The sequence below is a fragment of the Rhodococcus sp. EPR-147 genome, assembly GCF_001647185.1.
Taxonomy (GTDB): domain Bacteria; phylum Actinomycetota; class Actinomycetes; order Mycobacteriales; family Mycobacteriaceae; genus Rhodococcoides.
Map to the genome: position 1 here is coordinate 20,517 of NZ_LVCU01000224.1, position 18,257 is coordinate 38,773.

Here is an 18,257-nt window from a genome sequence, read left to right on the forward strand (position 1 = left end):
AATGCTCGTTGGATCTCGTCACGGCGCGAGTCATATCAGCCCCCATCGTTCCCATCGGGCCCCGATTGAAACACAGCCGTCTGTGCCGGGGGTCGGCTTCGTTCGATTTCCTAACCGAATACGCGCGGTCGGGCGGTCTGTCAGTCGGTGAGACGGTGCAGAAGTTCGGGCAGTGTCCGGCCGATGTCGTGGCAGCTGGCAACACGGTCTCTCGCAGTGTCCCCGAGTGCGCGTCGTCGGTTCGAATCGCCGATGACCGTGGAAATGGCTGCGGCGAGGGCTGCTACGTTGCCGGGTTCGACGAGAATCCCTGCACCGTCGGCGAGGAACTCGTGGGTGCCGCCGTGGTCGGTTCCGATCACCGGCAGCCCGTGTGACATCGCTTCGAGCACCGACAACGGGCCCGCCTCCGGCGACGTGCTCGAGGAAACGACCACGTCCCACCTCTGAAGCGCCGATTTCGCGTCGGTGTGCCCGAGGAATTCGACCCGACCCGCGAGGTCCGATCGAGATGCTCGCTCGTGAAGTTCTGCGACGTAGTCACGATCACCGGGGAAGCTGCCGCCTGCGAGTTCGACACGAATCTCGGGGAGTGTGGCCACGGCGTCGAGCAGAACTCGATGGCCCTTCCACGGCGTGAGGAGGGCAAGTATGCCGACGACAGGAGGGGCGTGCAGCTCACCGCCGAAACGCGGAACCGGCCATGGAACTCCGTTGTGCGACACCACGACCGGGAGTCCGGCCGCTCGCAGGGGTACAGCGGTGGCTTCCGATACCGAGACTGCGACACGAACGGCCGACCGTGCGAACCGCACCACCACGCGCTGTTTGGCAGAGGTCATGGTGTCGTGGACGAGCCACGACGCACCGCGAGGAGGACGGGCCAACCGTGCGACCGGGAGCGCGAAGAGTGAGTTCACGACGGTAACGGTGCCCGGCGCGCGGGCAACGGTACGCACCGCGCGGGCTGCGGTGACCCAACGCGCCGACATGCGTGCCGCTGCGACGCCTCGGGCGGCTCCTCGTTCACCACCGAGCCCGAGCTCCCCGATGGGGATGTGTCGCGTCGCCGTGGGCACTCGGTCGGTCAGGGGGCCGGAGGGACATGCGATCACAGTGTCGTAGCCGCGGCGCTCGGCCTCGTCGATCAGATCCAGAAGCACCTTTTCGGCACCGGAAACCTGCCCGGTGTGGGCAAGGAACAACACAGTCGATCCAGCGGTCATGATCGAGCCTCGTTCCTGTGTCAGAAAGCATCTCGGAGTAGCGCGACGGGGTCGTCGCACATGCGCCGCAATGCTGCGTCCACCACAGCGACGTCGATCATCTTGCTGCAGAACGATGCCGTGTAGGTCCGCCCACCCGCAATCTCGGCAATGAGCATCGTGCAGCCATCCGGGCCGTCGGGCTCGAGTGATGCTGCCATCTGCGGCGGCCTGCCGTCGTCGGCCCAATCGAGGTGGTCGAAGACGCGCAGTCGCCCGAGGTCGCTGACGGCCAACCTCAAGGTCTCGGGAACCTCGACGACCGAATCGGTCTGCGCGCGAGCGGAAGACCGAAATCGCGTCGCAGCATCGCGCAGTAGCGACATTCCCAACACCGCTATCGGCCATCCCGATTCGATCACCTCGCGCATTGCCGCAGTGATACCGACGGGTGTCGTGCCCGAAGGGAGGTGAAGCGGAATGCCGACGGCAAAGTTCCCGTGCGAACTCTGCTGCGCCGGATCGAGATAACGCCTGCTGTTGAACAACACCATGATGTGATCGTCGACGTCGACGCCCTCGGCCCGCAGCGCTGCGCTCCACAGCGCTGTCGAGATCGACGCGGCGGTCGCTCCCGGCATGTACTCGGCCGTCCAGTGCTTGAGTTCGTCCACTCGGGTTCGGTTCATGTACCCGGCGCGGCTGACTTTCGCGGACTCCCAGTTCTCGATTCTTCGACGTGGAGCAGAATCGCCGTCGGCCTCGGCTCGATGGCGACCGCGCAACTTCCAGAAGTCCGCCAATGTCTTCGGTTTTCGAGAATAGTGACGCCACAGCGCTTTCCACGTTGCGCTGGCCGGTAATCCTGTCGCGAGCGCGGGAACCAGGGTTCCATCGGCGTCGTCGGAGAAAGCCGCCAGCATCATGACGCCGATCTGGCCGTCGCCGATTCCGTGCGAGTAGTCGACAGCGAGATGGTCCTCGAACACGATCACCTCGAGCGGTCCTCTCGCACCGTCTCGCCGTCGTATGTCGGTGAGCATACGGCCCAGATCCTCGGTGGCTCCGGTGCCGGCAGTGACGTTGTCTCCGGCGATGTCGCTGCGGTAGCGCCACTGTCGTGTATCCGACCGCGGTTCGAGCGCAACGTGAGGTGTCCGGGCGACTCGTTCGGCGGCGCGCAGCGTTGCGCGTGTGCGCTCGATGTCCAGGCCACGAACGGGACCGACGGCAGTCACTATCCGGGTGTCGGCGAAGACTCGGTCCAGTGCGGTCGAACGATATCGGCGTTCAGCGGACCGCATCGACTACCTCCTGCATACGACTGCGGAACTGGGCCCTCGAGAAACCCTCTGCCCACGTGCGAATCTCCCTGCGGTCGAAGTCTCCGGGGGCGAACGAACGCATGGCGTCGGCGAATCCGGCGACGACTGCCTCGTCCGACCCCGGTGGCACATGCATTCCGGTCTTTCCCGGTACGACCGAGTCCATGGCACCGCCGTCGCCCAGCGCAATCACGGGAGTCCCGCAGGCCATGGATTCGACGGGGACGATGCCGAAGTCCTCCACTCCCGGCATCAACAGGGCCCGCGTCGTTCGGTGCAGCTCGAGGAGCTTCTCGTGTGAAACTCGGCCCAGAAAGGTCGTTTTCGGACCGGCGAGCGCCCGGCAGGCATCCATTGCTCGTCCGTCTCCGGCCACCACGAGCGGAACGTCGGCCTCGGCAGCGGCCCGGACTGCGATGTCGGGCCGCTTGTAGGGAACGAGGCGACCGGCGAGGAGGAAGAAGTTCTCCCGCTCGACGGACGGATCGGGAACGAAGCCCTCGGTGTCGACGGGCGGATGGACCACCACTGCGTCGTCACGGCCCCACCAATCCTCGATACGACGTGCAACTGCAGTCGAGTTGGCCACCACTGTGTTCAATTTCGGGGCGGCAGCGATCTCGCATCGACGGGCAACGGCCGACAGTGCCGTCAGTATCGCTGCTCCTGCTCGTCCGCCACCTTCACCTGCCCGTAGTTCGGGGTCCCAGGCCCATCGTGCCGGGCTGTGTACGTAGGCGATCACCGGGGAGTCGGTGGCGAACACGGCTTGAGTGGCGAATGCGTGGTGACTCACCACGATTGCATCGAAACCGTCGAGCGGCATGCGCCGAAAGGCGAGCGGCATCATCGGCAGAACGGGTGCGTACGACCGTTGGCCCAACGCGTTGTACACACGATTGAGGGCGGTCGTGTGCGGCTCCCGGCCGATTCCCGACGGAACCCCGGCCGGCCGAGAGATCGCCGCGAACACCTCGGCCGCAGGCCAGTGCAGCGCGAGCTGTTCGATGACGTGCTCGGATCCGGCGATCTCGTGGAATCTTTCGTGTACGACGGCAATTCTGTCAGCTGGCATGGCGTTGGCCTTCCGGCGCAATGGTCTGCGCGGTCTGTTCCACCCGTCGGGTCGAGTTCTTGTTCTGCAGGACCACGTGCACGGGAATGTCGAAGTCGTCGAGCCGCCGCAGCGCGGCGGTTGCCGCCTTCTTGTCGCGTCCACGTGTCGACACCAGCACCACGACGGTCTCGACGTCGCCCACGTCGGTGTGCTGCCACCACTGCTCCGACAACCCGAATTCTTCGGTGACCCGAGGACGTTCGCCTGTCCGGTCCGGATCCTGAGTCGAGGCCGTCACGGCGCCCTCGCCGACCAACAGGACGATCACGTTGTCGCCCTTGGGCGCAGCGTGCCGAGCACCCCTGGAGACGGGTCGATCGCCGCGTTCGAGCGCTGCGATCCGCGCGGCCACGGCGGGCGGCATGGTGTCGCCCGCTGTCGGGTCGAATTTCGCTCCGTATTTGCGAGACACCCGACGAGCCCAGGACCGAGAGGGCTTGCGTCCGAGACGTCCTCGCAGCAACACGATCAGTTCGGCGGCAACGATCAGTGCAGCGAGCGCAGCGACGAGTGCCTCCGAGACCGGTTTCGGTGACACCGCTGTGGTGCTCTGTTCGGGGTTCGACAGCACGACCAGTCGGTCTCCGCCCGCAGTGGCCTGCAGCTCGCTCAGGCGGGTGCGCAGTTCGGCCAGTTCCGACACGGATGCGGGCCGGCTCGGGTCGTCGGCGGGCAGAGCGTCCACTCGCGCCTGTTGCGCGTCGATCGCGGACTGCGCTTCGTCCGTTCGCTCCCGCGAGTCGCGGATCGCGTTGGCAGTGCTGGTACTTGCCATCGTCGACACCATCGCGCGAGCCAGATCTGCGGCGAGCTCAGGAGAACGGGTCGTCACCGTGACGGTCAGCAGTGCAGGTGAAGTACCGGGGGAGAGTTCGACGCTCGACGCCAACTCGGCAGCGTTCAGTCCGGAGTCGACCTGTGTGAGGACCTGATCGAGCACACTGCGGTCGGTCGCCAACTCGACGAACGGTGCGCGCATCTGCTCGATGAACGCGTCACCGGGAACGAGGCTTTGGGCCGGTTCGATCTCGGCCACGACCGACGCGGCGTACTGCTTGTCGGTGAGTTCGCTCCTGAGGTAGAACACGCCCGCACCCACCAGCACAGCAACGATCACGGCGGGCAGCAATGCCCGGCCGAGTTCCCGCATGTGTCCCGCGAGGTCGATAGGTGGGGGCACGTCGCCCCGGTGTACGGCATCGTGGACGGCCATCAACCGTGTACCCTTCCGTCGTCGATGCGAGCGGACGTACCGCTTCGGAGATTCGTGGAGCCGACAGGCTCGATGATAGCCGGGCTAGTATGCCGTTCGCGTTGCCGTGCCGCTCGTGAATGGAACTGCACATCAACAACATTCGAAGAACGGGCGCAACGGTCTTCTACCTTCGCGAAACCCGACTTCGACTCCGCAGGGCGGGGTCCGAATCGGGCGATGTGTCCGTTGTGTCGATGGTCATTCGGAACGCGCACGGTGACGTCCTTTCTCGGCCGGTCCCGGCAGTGGTGACTCGACGAGTCCGATGGCGACGAACACGTAGAGCACGATTGCGACCAGCAACGCTGCCGCAACCGAGACGAGCAGCCACAGGCCCGGATAGTGTTGCACCAGGAACCAGCCGCCGACCGTAGTGGCTGCGGTGACCACCAGTATCACCGAAATGGATTGCACGGGAAGCAGTCCGGATATGGGCATGCTTCGCGCGATCACGATCCACAGCAGAACGAGAGTGGTGCCGATCGTCACGACGGTGGAGATGGCGGCTCCGTCGTACGACATCCGCGGGATCAGGAACAGGTTCAACCCGACGTTCAGGGCCAGACCGACCAGTGCCACCACGGGGTAGTGTCGCTGCATTCCGGCCGACGCGAGCAGGAAGATTCCCAGCATCACCAACGACATCAGTGCCGCGCCGATGACGAGTAATCGGGCTGCGTCGGCTCCGTCGACGAACCGTTCGCCGTACAGCAGCCCGATCAACGGCTCGGCCGACGGTACGAACGCCGCGACAGCCATTGCGCCGAAGAGTGCGAACAGCAGTGCGGCCGAACGCGAGCGTGCGCGAAATGCGGTGGCGTCGTGGGGCCACGACGCGACGAGCAAGGTGCTGATCGGTGCGACTGCCGCCAACACGAAGGTGTCGATCATGTCCGAGAATTTGTAGCCGATGGAATACAGTCCCACGGCCTCGAACGTGTCGAGCAGGCTGAGCATCAGCATGTCGATCTTGAGCATCGCGATGGTGAGGGCGAAGCCGATCGCGAGTGGTACGGCCTCTTTCAGGTAGGGCCCCCAGCGCCGAATGTCGATGTGCCGCGACGGTCGCAGGCCCATGGAACGGTTGCCGATGCCGAAACCCTTGGTCACCAACTTGAACACTTCGTTGGCCACGGCCGGGAGAACGAAGATCAGCAGGGTGGGGGCCAGCACGGCGGCCAGCACGGTCAACGCCAATTGGATTGCTTGCCCGGCGCTTTCGGCAACGGCCACGAGTACCAGGCGGTGACGGCTCTGAAAGAGCACCCTCAGGGCGTGACCCGGGGTTGCGAACACGACCACCAGTCCGCCGACCACCGTCGCGAGGACCACCTCGCTCGGATATTGCAGCAGCAGAACGTATGCGACGGCCAGTACGTACCCCACCAAACCGAGCACGGTTCGGAGCGCCAGGAACGCCGACGCCGTTCGACCGATTTCCTCGGAATCGTCGTCCATCAATTTCGCCAGCACGACGCGTCCGACCCCCAGATCGGTCACGACGGACATCAAGCCCAGCAGCGCGAAGACGAAGCTGAACTGGCCCCACTCGTCCGGTCCGAGGGACCTCGCGACGACGACGCTGCCCACCCACCCCAGCGTCGCGATGATCACTCTGCTGATCAGAACGGCAATCGTCGCTCTGGCCGCGGCTTTCGGATCCGCTGCGATGGCGCGGTAGTCCGGTGGCTGCTCGGTGCCGTCGAGCGCGAGCTCCTCGGCCATCAGACGATGCCCGCGGCTCGATACGCGTCGGCGGTGAGCTCCGCCGTTCTACGCCAGCTGATCTCGCGGGTGGCTACGGCTGCCGCGTCGAGAAGAGCTGCGCGCGCGTCCCCGTCGAAAGCGAGTGGTTTCATCGCCTGTACCCAGTCGTCCACGTTCTCGGACTCGACGAGAACGGCACCGTCGCCGACGACGTCGGGGAGGGCACCGACGGCACTGGCGACGACCGCGCCGCCCGACGCCATCGCCTCCACCGGCGGAAGCCCGTAGCCCTCGTACCGAGAGGCGTACGCAGTGACTGTCGCGGCAGCGTAGAGGCCGGGCAGATCCTCGACATCGACGTACCCGAGCCCCCGCGAATTGCGAGGGGCGTGGGGACCGGTGGAGCCGGCCCCGGCCAGCAGACACGGTATTCCGAGACTCTCCGCTGCGTCGGCCACGAGCTGAACGTTCTTGCGGGGCTCCACCGTTCCGACCTGCATCACGAAACGGTCCGGCAAGTCGTACTTGCGCCGAACCAGATCTATCCGGCTGTCGGTGGGGACAGCGGCCCACGCTGCGGGTGCCAGACCGACCACCGTGGCGTCGCGGCCGCTGACCGCCTTGATTCGATCGGCGGTGAACTGCGAGACCGCGATGAGCAGATCTGCGCGGCGCAGTGCGCGCCGTACCAGTCTCTGTTCGCCCAACGCGCGAAATCGACTGGAGGCCGACGGCATGTCGATGACCGATAGGTCGTGCACCGTGGCCACCGTGAAGGCCTTGGTCAGAAACGGCAGGTCGACGTCCAGGCCGTGCACCACATCGCAACGACCGACGGGGAGGGCACCGAGCACTGCACGAGCGGCACCGCTGGTGACAGGCCGTTCCAACGCCGTGACCGAGGGTGGGAGCTCACCGACGGCGTCGCGCTGGACGGTCGCGGCGAGATCGGCAGCGGGTAGGCACTGGGGGAGCTCGTTCAGGAGCTCGCGAATGTAGGTCTGTACTCCGCTTCCTCCCGGTCTGAGGGCGAGCGCCCCGAAGATGATTCGTGTTGCGCTGCTGCGCATCCCACCACTCCTAACAAGAGCCAGAAATAGACATCGATCGGAAAGATCTCGAAATACGTCGAGACGAGACTGGCGAACATCGCTGCGACGATGGAAGCACCGACGCCCAGGGCGAGCGCACCGTCGTTGCCCGGTAGTGCTCGGGACAGGCGCGTGCACCACAGCAGCGACGTCACGAGCAATGCGACCACTGCCCACAGGCCGATCGGTCCGAGTTCGAGCAGTGCCTTGACGTAGTAGTTGTCGGGTTGGTAATTGGTCGAGAGCCCGGACTGCGTGAATGCGACACCCTCGGCGGTGGAAATGCGGTCTGCCGCAGACCCACTCGATCCCAGCCCCGTCCCGACGGGATGAACCAGGATGCTGGCGATGATGTTGGCCCAGCCGTCACCGCGTTGACCCAGACTGCTCGACGAGAAGAAGACCGACGTGATCCTGGGAACGAAGGGAACGGTGACCGCCACGGCCAGCGCCGCCAGAGCCAGCGGCGCAGCGAGGTACCGAAACCGCACAGCGATCAGGTAGATGACCCCGACCGCGAGTCCCAGGATGGCCCCTCGCACGATCGAACTGGACATCGCGACCACCATCATTGGAGACGCGAACAGAAACAACATGTTTCGCCGTCGGCGCGGATCGGCCAGCGCCACCGCACCGCCGACCAGCAACGCCAACATCACGTACAGCCCGAACGGGAACGGGAGGTTGAACGTACTGAACGTGCGCAGTAGCCCGCCCGATGTGCGGACCTGAGTGCCGTATTCGTAACCCAGCGACACCAGTGCGGCGGGCCCGGCCAGAAGTTGCGCGATACCGACCGCCGACGTGAACACGCCCATGCCCATGAGAACGGAGACGAGGTGGTCTCGGTCCGTGGCGTCGAACGGCGCGAGCCACATGACGACCACCAGCAGAATGTAGAAGAAGGTCACCTTGATGCCGAACACGCCGACGATTCCGAAGGTGGCGAACGCAGACACGCTGCCGAACACGACGAAGACAGCAGCGGCGGGCCACCACGGCATGAAGACCCGAGGCATCGAGCCACGGACGTGTCGCGGTCGGCGTAACCACGCGCACAGAACCGTGAAGACGACCAGGCCTTCCTTCCAGCCGGACACCACCCCTGGCAGGGGCACCAGAACCAGAAGGCCGTGCAGCGGAACGAATGCTGCGAGCAACAGCACGCCGCGCTGCGGGCGGCGGTAGATCGCCGATGCCACCGCGCAGCCGAGCGCGAGGACGACCGCTGCGCCGAAAGCGAGCGCGACGTACGTGATCACGGGGTGACCCGAACGTGGCCGTGTTCGGCGGAGACCACGATCAGTCCTCGGCGCGCTTCAGCACGGCCAGGACGGTGAGGAACAGGATCTTGACGTCGAGCCACACCGACCAGTTCTCGATGTAGTAGTTGTCCCACTCGGCGCGGTCCGCGATGGACGTCTGGCCGCGGAGGCCGTGCACCTGAGCCCATCCCGTCACGCCTGCCTTGACGCGGTGCCGCTCCCCGTACCTACGGATCTGCATCTCGAACAGGTCGACGTATTCGGGGCGTTCCGGGCGCGGACCGACCAGACTCATGTCGCCGCGAAGTACGTTGAGCAGCTGTGGAAGTTCGTCCATCGAGGTCTGTCGCATGATCTTTCCGATGCGCGTTCGTCGGTCGACACCTTCGACACCGCCGGGTGCGTCCCCGGCCTTTCGCTCGAACTCGGCGTCGGACGCACGTGGAGGTCGCATGGAGCGGAACTTCAGACAATCGAACGGCAATCCGTCGCGGCCGATTCTCTCTTGCTTGAAGAAGATCGGGCCAGGTGAGCTCAGGCGTACGAGCAGCATGAGTGTGAGAAAGACGGGGGAGAGCAGCAGGAGTCCGAATGCGGTCAGGACTCGATCGAGAAGTCCTTTGAGGGCGAATTGCCACCCCTTGGGGTTCACATGCGGTAGCACCATCAGCGGCAGACCGCCGATGTGCTCGACGCGAGTGTTGACGCCCACGGCGTCGTATAGCCTGGGCACCACCCACACTCGCATACCGAGGCGGTGCGCAGTCCTGATGGCGGCGATCAACTCGCGATCCTCGGTCGGTGCGAACGCGACGATCAACTCCTCGGCACCGGTCCCGCGGGCAACCGTTTCGAAATTGCGGGGAAGTCCGAGGTGCGGTAGGTGGGGCACCTCGTTGCTCGAAGGGATGTCGGCGACCGGTGCCTCACCCACATAACCGATGGGTTCGAGACCGTACTCGGGGAACTGCCTTGTGCGCGAGACGAGTTGATGCGCGATCGGATCGTTGCCCAGCACGATGGTCGGCGCTGCCGATCCGAACTTGATGCGCAGCGTGCGCTGGACGACGACACGTATCAAGCGGGCGACTGCGATCGTGAATGCGCTCAGCAACCACAGTCGCAACACGACCTCGCTGGGCCGGTAGTCGGTGTCCGCCAGAAACATCAGGACCAACAGGGCGAGCGACGCGAACGCGACAGCGGTTTCGGCAGGACCGATCTCGTCGAGGAAGTTGCGCCGGAGACTGCGTCGGTACATCGACTTTCCGGCGAGGATTCCGATCAGCAGTGGCAGGAACAGCCATGGGAGCCAACCGGTGTCGGTGAGGCTGCCTGAGTGCCAGAGCAATGCTCCGATCAGAGCGACGGCTGCGGCGAGCAGATCCACTGCGACGGTGATCGCGGTATTGAGTGGATCGACTCTGAGCCGATCGACAAGGGGGCGACCAACTGCAACGGTGTCGGCCTCGGCAGCATTCGGGCGAGTGCGCGGTGAATCCAGTGTCTCAGGCACAGCTACTTCCGGTGGCTAGTTCGGATCGGTTGGTCCCATATATCCCATTCAATGTATACCGGCGCGAAAGCGGCTACCTGGTCGACTTATCGAAAAAAACCTGAAGTCGGTTGTAGGCCGAGAATGCTTATTTTCGTCGGGTAAAAGCCTGCTTATTCGAAAACGCGCTCGCGAATTATCCACGCCAGATCCTGCAGTATCTGCACATGACCCGTAGTCCACTGTCGCGGCTGCTGATCCCACACGCACAGGGTGCCCACCGAGTTGCCGGCGTCGTCGGTGAGCGGAACTCCGAGGTAGGACACGAGAAGGTTGCTCTGAACGGAGGGGTGGTCCTTGAGGATGTCGTTCAATCGTGCGTCCTCGACCACCAATGGTTGCCCGAGATCGATCGCGTAGCGGCAGATCGACCCGTCCATGGGGACCTCCTGTGCGCCACCGAGTTCCGCTGGAAGTCCAAGGGCGCTCTTGAAGTACTGACGCTTGTCGTCGAGAAGCGAGAATGCGGCCGACGGGGCACTCAGAGCATCGGCGACCATGCTGACGACCCGGTCGTAACCCGCGTCGGATCCGGTGTCCATCAGTCCGGTTCGAGCTACAGCGGCCAACCTGTCGGGGTCGTCGATCGGGGTGCCGAACACTCGCGTGACCTCGGCTGGGCCGACGCCTCTCTCCGAGCCCTCCTGCAGCGCACGAAGCAATGCGCCGACGTCGGAATCCTGATCTTCGGACAGTTCCCGCACGAGTCGGTCGACCACCGCTCCTCGAACGAATTCGTCGGTGGAAAGACCGGATTTCTCTGCCTGCCGGGCGAGCAGATCGTTCAGACGGTCGTCGAAACCGGGAAATCCTGTCGTCATTGTCCAGATAGTAGTACAGGCCGGGTTGTCATACCGACGCTCGCGTCGGTGTATTCCACTATTCGAATTTCCGGTGTGTTTGTGCTGCCGAGGAGTGAGACAAAGCACGAAACAACAGAGCAATATCGATACCGCGATATTCCGTTCCTGGTCGTTGCTAGCATCTGCCGATGAGAAGGAATGCGACGCGACGAGCGAGTGCAGCACTGATGGTCATGCTGTTGTCGTTCGCGGCCGGGGCGGTACCCGCAGCTGCATCTGCTCTGCGAACGCAGCAAGCGCCCGCAGGAGATTCAGGATGTGCGCGGCAATCGGACGCGGTCCGGATCGGAGTATCACCCGGAGCGACCATAGGTGGGCTGTCTCCTGCGGATCTCGATCGGGAACTCACGCTCGCTCGTGACGCCGGAGCTTTCGCGGTTCGTCTCGACATCGACTGGTCTGCCATCGAGTCGACCCGGGGCAGATTCGATTGGAACCGAACCGACCGGGTGATCGACGCTGTTGTGGCCCACGGGATGTGCGTGCACGGCATCATCGCGTACACCCCGAGGTGGGCGCGAGTAGCCGCCGCCGTCAACGATTCGCACTCCCGTCCTGCGAACCCCGCCACCTTCGCGGCGTTCGCCAAGACTGTGGTTCAGCGCTACCAGAGCCGGATCGAGATATGGGAGGTGTGGAACGAGCCGAACATCGTGACGTTCTTCAAGCCTGCCCCCGACGTGACGGCGTACTCGGCGCTGATCAAGGCGACCTATACGGCGATCAAGCAGGTGCAAGCCGATTCCACCGTGCTCGCGGGCGGGATGGCACCCGCCGAGGACACGAACGGCAACATCGCGGGTACGACGTTCCTGTCGAAGATGTACGCGCAGGGATCGAACAAGTACTTCGACGCCTTCAACGTTCACCCGTACACGTGGCCCTACCTACCCAACGACCCCAGCACGGCGTCGTGGAACACCGCCATGAAGATGTGGTCCATGCGCGACACGATGATCGCCGGCGGTGACAGCGGCAAACAGATCTGGATCACCGAGTTCGGAGCCCCCACCGGCACCAATCCCAACAGTGTCAGCGAGCAGACGCAGGCGGACAGCATCGGGATTGTCCTCGACGCGGTTCTCGGTAACGACTGGCTGGGGCCGGCCTATGTCTACAGCCTCCGGGACGCCGGTTCCGACACCGCCGACACCGAACAGAACTTCGGCTTGGTGCACAGAGACTGGTCGCCCAAGATCGCCTACGGACGCGTCGACGCCTACGCCGCGGAGCATTCCGGCCGTTGATCGACCGATGGCACGTTTCGTCTCGGTTCCACCGACTCAGTAGACGTCGCGGACGTATCGCTTCTCTGCGGCAAGAGCTTTGACGTAGGCCTCGGCACTGCTCGGCGCGAGTTTGCCGTGCTGCGCCACCACGCCCTTCAGCGCGGCGTCGACGTCCTTGGCCATTCGGGACGCGTCGCCGCACACGTAGAAGTGGGCACCGCGGTGAATCCAGTTCCACAACTCGGCCCCGTGTTCACGCATCCGATCCTGGACGTAGACCTTGTCCTTCTGATCGCGTGAGAATGCGACGTCCAGGCGGTTCAGCGAACCGTCGCCGAGCATCGCCGTCAGTTCGTCGCGATAGTAGAAGTCCGTGTCGGCGTGCTGTTCACCGAAGAACAGCCAGTTGTGGCCGGTGTGCCCGAGCGCGCGACGCTCGTGCAGGAAGGCACGGAAGGGGGCGACACCGGTACCCGGGCCGACCATGATCATCGGGGTTGTCGGGTCCTCCGGCGGCTTGAAATGCGACGACTTCTGCACGAAGATTCCCACGTCGTGATTCGACGCATGGTCGGCCAGGTAGGTCGAGCACACGCCGCGCCGGGGAACTCCGTGCACGTTGTACCGCACCGCCGAGACGGTCACCTGTACTTCGTTGGGGTTCTCCTTCGGACTCGACGAAATCGAGTACAGCCGTGGCTGCAACGGTTTGAGAACTGCCAACCAGTCGTCCACCGAAGCTCGAACCGGATGGGCAGCAAGCACGTCGATCGACTGACGACCCCACATCCAGTCGGACAGCGCATGCTTGTTGTCGGGGTGCAGCATCGACTCGAGATCGTCGTCCGCAGTCCGTCGGTGGACGAACTTCAGGAGATCCGGTGTTGCACGAGCAATTTCGAGGTGGCGGCTCAGCGCTGTGCGCAGCGACATCGAACCGTGTCCAGCGAGATCGACAGCGGTGTCCCGGTCCAGTCCGGTGGCCTCGAGCCACTCGTCGACGTAGGCATCGCTGTTGCGCGGCCACACTCCGAGTGCGTCACCGACCTCGTACTCGAGAGTCCCGTCGGGTACATGGAATCCGAATTGGCGGACGTCCTTGACGGATCCGCGTGCGGTCAGTACTCGATTACGTACGAGAGTCGTCACCAGCGGTGACTTCTTGCTGTACTGTTCCGGCTCCGCTCGGGTCTGCGGAACGGTGCGTGCAGGGGACTCCACCGCTGCTTCGGTGGTGGTGTCGTCATCGCGTCGAAGCCTCTCGACCACCGCATCGAGCCACGCCGCCGCCTCGTTCTCGTAGTCGGGCTCGCAGTCGACCCGCTCGAGAAGTCGCCGGGCACCCAACTCGGTGAGGCGCTCGTCGATCCTGCGTCCGTGGCCGCAGAAGTCTGCGTAGCTGGAGTCGCCGAAAGCGAGTACCGCATAACGGATTCCCGGAAGCTCCGTGGCGGGCTCGGCGACGAGACTGTCCCAGAACGTCGTTCCGTTGTCGGGTGCTTCGCCGTCACCGGTGGTACTGCTGACGATCAGCACATCGGCCTCGGCGGGCAGAGAATCGACGGTGAACGTATCCATCGAGTGCTCTGCGATCGACACGCCTGCTCCCCGCAGGTGGGACAGGCAGGCCTGGGCGTACTCCTCGGCGGTGCCGGTTTGCGAGGCCCAGAGCAACAGCACCGGCCGTCGCCCCGGATCGGCGGTCTCGGCCGGTACATCGGCACCAGCACCGCCGGTGGCGGGTCCACGCGAGAACAGGCCCGCGAGAACGCCGTCGAGCCATGCGTGGGTCTCGGGGGACAGGGGAGTGCGCGACGGCAGAGTGGGCGTTCCGGCGGCGCTGCGGCCGGCCTCACTGCCCAGACCTTCGAGAAGCCCTGCGATATAACGCTGTTCGACGGTCGTCAGCGGCTGAGAAGGACGCGCAGGGAGACCGACGATCGTGGCGAGCGCCTCGACGGGATCGTGGGAAGGTTCGTCGCCCACGGGTGAGGGTGATTGGGCTGCAGCAACTCTGGTGAGAGTGACCGCGCACGCCTTGAACTCGGGCTGCTGAGAATACGGATCGATGGCGTCGTTGGTGACGGCATTGATGGCGAGGTACTCACCGAATTTTTCGTTCCAGTGGAAGGGCGCGAAGCAGCTGCCCGGGAGCACTCGATCGGTGACGACGGCAGGAAGGACGGCTCGGCCTCGGCGGGACGCGACCTCGACACTGTCGCCGTCGATCACGCCGAGCCGGTCGGCGTCGAGTGGGTGTACCTCGACGAACGGGCCGGAATCGAGTTTGTTCAGCTTGGCGACCTTGCCGGTCTTGGTCATGGTGTGCCACTGGTGTGGCAGGCGTCCGGTGTTGAGCACGAACGGGTAGTCGTCGTCGGGCATCTCCGCGGGTGCCATCGCAGGCCTGGCGAAGAACTGGGCCCGACCGCTCGGAGTGGGGAAGGACAGTGCGGGGATCGAACCGTCGTCGGACACTCGTTGCCGTTGGCTGACTCCGTCGTTGAGGTATCGGATCGGATGCCGGGTGGTGGTCGCGTCGGGCGGGCACGGCCACTGGATGGGACTCTCGCGCAACCGTTCGTAGGTGACTCCGCGAATGTCGTAGCCGGTGTTCGGATTCCAGAACTGCTTGATCTCCTCGAACACCTCCTCGGCGCTCGCATAGGTGAAGGCATCTGCATATCCGAGCGCGCACGCCATGTCGGCGATGATCTTCCAGTCCGGTAGTGCACCGCCCGGTGCCTCGAGCGCCGGTTGGAACAGCGTGAGATTGCGTTCGGAATTGACCATCACTCCGTGCGCTTCCGTCCACAACGCGGCGGGCAGCATCACGTCGGCGTAGTCGTTGGTTTCGGTATCGGCGAACGCATCCTGAGTGATGACCAACTCGGCGCGCTCGAGACCGTCGATCACCGTCGTTCTGTTGGCCACCGAGGCAACCGGATTGGTGCAGATGATCCAGCAGGCCTTGATCTCCCCGGCAGCGAGCTTGGAGAACATCTCGATGGTTCCGCCGCCGACGTCGGTGCGCAGCGTTCCGCGCGGAACGCCCCATCGATCCTCGACGAATGCGCGGTCGGCGTCGTTGACCACCGCTCGTTGTCCCGGCAGCCCGGGGCCCATGTATCCCATTTCCCGACCACCCATGGCGTTCGGTTGCCCGGTCAGGGAGAACGGGCCGCTGCCGGTCTTGCAGATGGCACCGGTCGCCAGATGGAGGTTGCACAGCGCATTGGTGTTCCACGTTCCGTGCGTCGACTGGTTCAGACCCATCGTCCAGCAGCTCATCCAGTTCTCTGCACCGCCGATCATCGCGGCCGCGGCTCGTAGGTCCTTCTCGTCGAGACCGGTTGCGGCGCAGACCTTCTCCGGGGTGTAGTCGCCGAGGAACTCCGGCATCGCGTCCCAGCCGTCGGTGAACTCCGCGATGAACTCGGTGTCGAGGTCGCCGTTCTCCGCTATGAGCGCCAGCAGACCGTTGAGCAGCGCCAGGTCCGACCCCGGCTCGAGTTGCAGATGCAGGTGGGCCTTGTCCGCTGTGGCGGTGCGACGGGGATCGACGACGATCAGCTTCGCCCCTGCCTTGACGCGGTCCATCATCCGCAGGAACAGAATGGGGTGACAGTCGGCCATGTTGGAGCCGATGACGAAGAACACGTCGGCGTGGTCGAAGTCCTGGTACGACCCGGGCGGGCCGTCGGCTCCCAGTGATTGCTTGTATCCGGTTCCTGCGCTCGCCATGCAGAGTCGGGAATTGGATTCGATCTGGTTGGTGCCGATGAACCCCTTGGCCAGTTTGTTGGACAGGTACTGGGCCTCGATCGACATCTGCCCCGACACGTACAACGCGAGCGCATCGGGCCCGTGTTCGTCGATGATGGTGCGCAGCCGCCGAGCGGTGTCGTGGATCGTCACCGCGGTGTCCGTGCTCTCCGGTTGCTCGCCGCGGCGATGGCGAATCTGGGCCTTCTCGAGCCGCCCGGGCCCCGCGAGCATGTCCGCGGTGGTGGTCCCTTTGGTGCACAGTCGGCCGAAGTTGGCCGGGTGGGACTTGTCGCCGACGGATTTGGTCACTACAGGCCTGGTCGGGGTGGCATCGGAGGACGCGGTTCGGCCGCCGATCTCGAGCACCATGCCGCATCCCACGCCGCAGTACGCGCAGAGTGTCTTCACCGTGGTGACCATGGATTCCACAGTGCCCGGCCCAGGGTGCGCCGTCATTACACGTCAGTTAGCCGGATATGACGTTGTCCTCACCGTGCCCCGCCAGGAGCGGTGATGTCCGCCCGGGAGCTGGTGAGAGGCGGATGGGAGGTAACACGAACTTCCTGGTCTGCGATTGGTACTCGAACGTTACTCATCGAACGGGCTGTCGAGTGGAGTGTCCGATTTTCCGCTGGCACAATCGTCCGGGTCGGGCTCGAAGTGGGAAGTGGTGTGATTCATGAGGGTGTATCGCGGATTCGTACTCGCCGCGGTGGGAGTGGTTGCTTCGGTGGCAGTCCTGTCGGGATGTAGTTCTGCATCGGACGTCTCCGAACCGTCGGTGCCGATCGATTCCAACCCGATGACCGAGCTGATGAAGCCGAAGCTGACCTCGAGCGTCCTCGACGGAGCCGTCGGATTCTCCCCGGCGGACCCGGTGACCGTCTCGGTCGCCGACGGCAAGTTGTCCTCGGTGACGATGCTCAACCCGGAGGGCGAGCCGGTCTCGGGCGCGATCTCGCCCGACGGATTGTCGTGGACCAACACCGAACCGCTCGGCTACGACCGTGAATACCGCGTCCAGGCCGACGCGTACGGACTCGGGGGAGCGTCGAGCACGGTATCGAGCTTCACCACCAGCCAGCCCGGCAACTTCACCAAGCCCTTCGTTCTGCCGAACCCCGGCGACATCGTCGGAATCGGTCAGCCGGTCGCGGTTCAGTTCGACGAACCGATCACCGACAAAGTGGCCGCACAGAACGCCATCACCGTCACCACGACGCCTGCCGTCGAGGGCGCATTCTACTGGGTCAACAACAAGGAAGTTCGCTGGCGTCCGCAGAACTACTGGGCACCGGGCACCAAGGTCGACGTGGCGGTGAACGTGTACGGACGCGATCTGGGTGACGACATCTTCGGTCAGGAGAACGCCACGACCTCGTTCACGATCGGTGATGCGGTCATCGCCACCGCCGACGACAACACCAAGCAGGTGACGTTCAACGTCAACGGTCAGGACGTCATCACCATGCCGACATCGATGGGCAAGGACAGCACGCCCACCGACAACGGCGTCTACATCATCGGCGACCGCTTCGAGCATCTCGTGATGGATTCCTCGACCTACGGTGTGCCGGTGAATTCGTCCAGCGGATACCGCACCCCGGTCGACTGGGCGACGCGGATGTCCTACAGCGGCATCTTCTTCCACTCCGCACCGTGGTCGGTGGGACAGCAGGGTTACTCCAACGCCTCGCACGGGTGCCTGAACCTGAGCCCCACCAACGCGAAGTGGGTCTACGACAACACCAAGCGCGGCGACATCGTCGTCGTGAAGAACACCGTCGGTGGGACGCTGTCGGGTACCGACGGCCTCGGTGACTGGAACGTCCCGTGGGACGAGTGGAAGGCCGGGAACGCCACTACGGTCTGATCGA

At 64.5% G+C, this 18,257-nt stretch carries 12 protein-coding genes; 2 read left to right on the forward strand and 10 right to left on the reverse strand.

The genetic code is table 11. The features are described from left to right. Positions 1–140: 140 nt before the first annotated feature. From A2J02_RS10920 to A2J02_RS10960, 9 genes are all read right to left on the reverse strand, one after another. Complete coding sequence (locus A2J02_RS10920) at positions 141–1,226, reverse strand: glycosyltransferase family 4 protein (RefSeq protein ID WP_068049989.1); 1,086 nt, start codon at positions 1,224–1,226, stop codon at positions 141–143. Positions 1,227–1,246: 20 nt separating this feature from the next. Beyond that, on the reverse strand, positions 1,247–2,509 hold the full coding sequence (locus tag A2J02_RS10925; RefSeq protein ID WP_231893814.1) for a hypothetical protein: 1,263 nt from the start codon (positions 2,507–2,509) through the stop codon (positions 1,247–1,249). Next, positions 2,496–3,605 (reverse strand): glycosyltransferase, encoded by a 1,110-nt coding sequence (locus A2J02_RS10930; RefSeq protein ID WP_068050046.1) that lies wholly within the window; start codon positions 3,603–3,605, stop codon positions 2,496–2,498. The genes A2J02_RS10925 and A2J02_RS10930 overlap by 14 nt, the downstream gene beginning before the upstream one ends. Next, the gene (locus tag A2J02_RS10935; RefSeq protein WP_231893813.1) at positions 3,595–4,860 is read right to left on the reverse strand and encodes a hypothetical protein; all 1,266 of its coding nucleotides are present in this window, start codon (positions 4,858–4,860) and stop codon (positions 3,595–3,597) included. The genes A2J02_RS10930 and A2J02_RS10935 overlap by 11 nt, the downstream gene beginning before the upstream one ends. 240 nt (positions 4,861–5,100) lie before the next feature. Next, the gene (locus A2J02_RS10940; RefSeq protein WP_068049991.1) at positions 5,101–6,627 is read right to left on the reverse strand and encodes a flippase; all 1,527 of its coding nucleotides are present in this window, start codon (positions 6,625–6,627) and stop codon (positions 5,101–5,103) included. Then, on the reverse strand, positions 6,627–7,679 hold the full coding sequence (locus A2J02_RS10945; RefSeq protein ID WP_068049993.1) for a glycosyltransferase family 4 protein: 1,053 nt from the start codon (positions 7,677–7,679) through the stop codon (positions 6,627–6,629). Before A2J02_RS10945 ends, A2J02_RS10940 begins: the two co-directional genes overlap by 1 nt. Beyond that, entirely contained in the window at positions 7,589–8,962 is a 1,374-nt protein-coding gene (locus tag A2J02_RS10950; protein ID WP_068049995.1) for an O-antigen ligase family protein, read from the reverse strand. The genes A2J02_RS10945 and A2J02_RS10950 overlap by 91 nt, the downstream gene beginning before the upstream one ends. Before the next feature lie 40 nt (positions 8,963–9,002). After that, positions 9,003–10,481, reverse strand: coding sequence for a sugar transferase (locus A2J02_RS10955; protein ID WP_231893812.1), 1,479 nt, complete (start codon positions 10,479–10,481; stop codon positions 9,003–9,005). Between the two features lie 152 nt (positions 10,482–10,633). Further along, positions 10,634–11,341 carry a GAF domain-containing protein gene (locus A2J02_RS10960; protein WP_068049997.1) on the reverse strand — a complete coding sequence of 236 codons (708 nt, stop codon included), beginning with the start codon at positions 11,339–11,341 and terminating at the stop codon, positions 10,634–10,636. A 170-nt stretch (positions 11,342–11,511) separates the two neighbouring features. Between A2J02_RS10960 and A2J02_RS10965 the strand changes: the two genes are divergently transcribed. Beyond that, the gene (locus A2J02_RS10965) at positions 11,512–12,630 is read left to right on the forward strand and encodes an endo-1,4-beta-xylanase (protein ID WP_068050000.1); all 1,119 of its coding nucleotides are present in this window, start codon (positions 11,512–11,514) and stop codon (positions 12,628–12,630) included. A 36-nt stretch (positions 12,631–12,666) separates the two neighbouring features. Here the strand turns inward: A2J02_RS10965 and A2J02_RS10970 are convergent, their stop codons facing one another. Further along, positions 12,667–16,800: a bifunctional nitrate reductase/sulfite reductase flavoprotein subunit alpha gene (locus A2J02_RS10970; RefSeq protein WP_082898769.1), complete on the reverse strand. Its 4,134-nt coding sequence runs from the start codon at positions 16,798–16,800 to the stop codon at positions 12,667–12,669. Positions 16,801–17,059: 259 nt separating this feature from the next. On the opposite strand from A2J02_RS10970, the gene A2J02_RS10975 reads away from it, so the two are divergent. After that, positions 17,060–18,253, forward strand: coding sequence for a L,D-transpeptidase (locus A2J02_RS10975; protein WP_068050004.1), 1,194 nt, complete (start codon positions 17,060–17,062; stop codon positions 18,251–18,253). Positions 18,254–18,257 lie beyond the last annotated feature (4 nt).

Excerpts from the sequence above, each read along its gene's own strand:
- A2J02_RS10920 (WP_068049989.1), bottom strand. The coding sequence starts at position 1,226 with ATGACCGCTGGATCGACTGTGTTGTTCCTTGCCCACACCGGGCAGGTT.
- A2J02_RS10925 (WP_231893814.1), bottom strand. The coding sequence starts at position 2,509 with ATGCGGTCCGCTGAACGCCGATATCGTTCGACCGCACTGGACCGAGTC.
- A2J02_RS10930 (WP_068050046.1), bottom strand. The coding sequence starts at position 3,605 with ATGCCAGCTGACAGAATTGCCGTCGTACACGAAAGATTCCACGAGATC.
- A2J02_RS10935 (WP_231893813.1), bottom strand. The coding sequence starts at position 4,860 with ATGGCCGTCCACGATGCCGTACACCGGGGCGACGTGCCCCCACCTATC.
- A2J02_RS10940 (WP_068049991.1), bottom strand. The coding sequence starts at position 6,627 with ATGGCCGAGGAGCTCGCGCTCGACGGCACCGAGCAGCCACCGGACTAC.
- A2J02_RS10945 (WP_068049993.1), bottom strand. The coding sequence starts at position 7,679 with ATGCGCAGCAGCGCAACACGAATCATCTTCGGGGCGCTCGCCCTCAGA.
- A2J02_RS10960 (WP_068049997.1), bottom strand. The coding sequence starts at position 11,341 with ATGACGACAGGATTTCCCGGTTTCGACGACCGTCTGAACGATCTGCTC.
- A2J02_RS10965 (WP_068050000.1), top strand. The coding sequence starts at position 11,512 with ATGAGAAGGAATGCGACGCGACGAGCGAGTGCAGCACTGATGGTCATG.
- A2J02_RS10970 (WP_082898769.1), bottom strand. The coding sequence starts at position 16,800 with ATGGTCACCACGGTGAAGACACTCTGCGCGTACTGCGGCGTGGGATGC.
- A2J02_RS10975 (WP_068050004.1), top strand. The coding sequence starts at position 17,060 with ATGAGGGTGTATCGCGGATTCGTACTCGCCGCGGTGGGAGTGGTTGCT.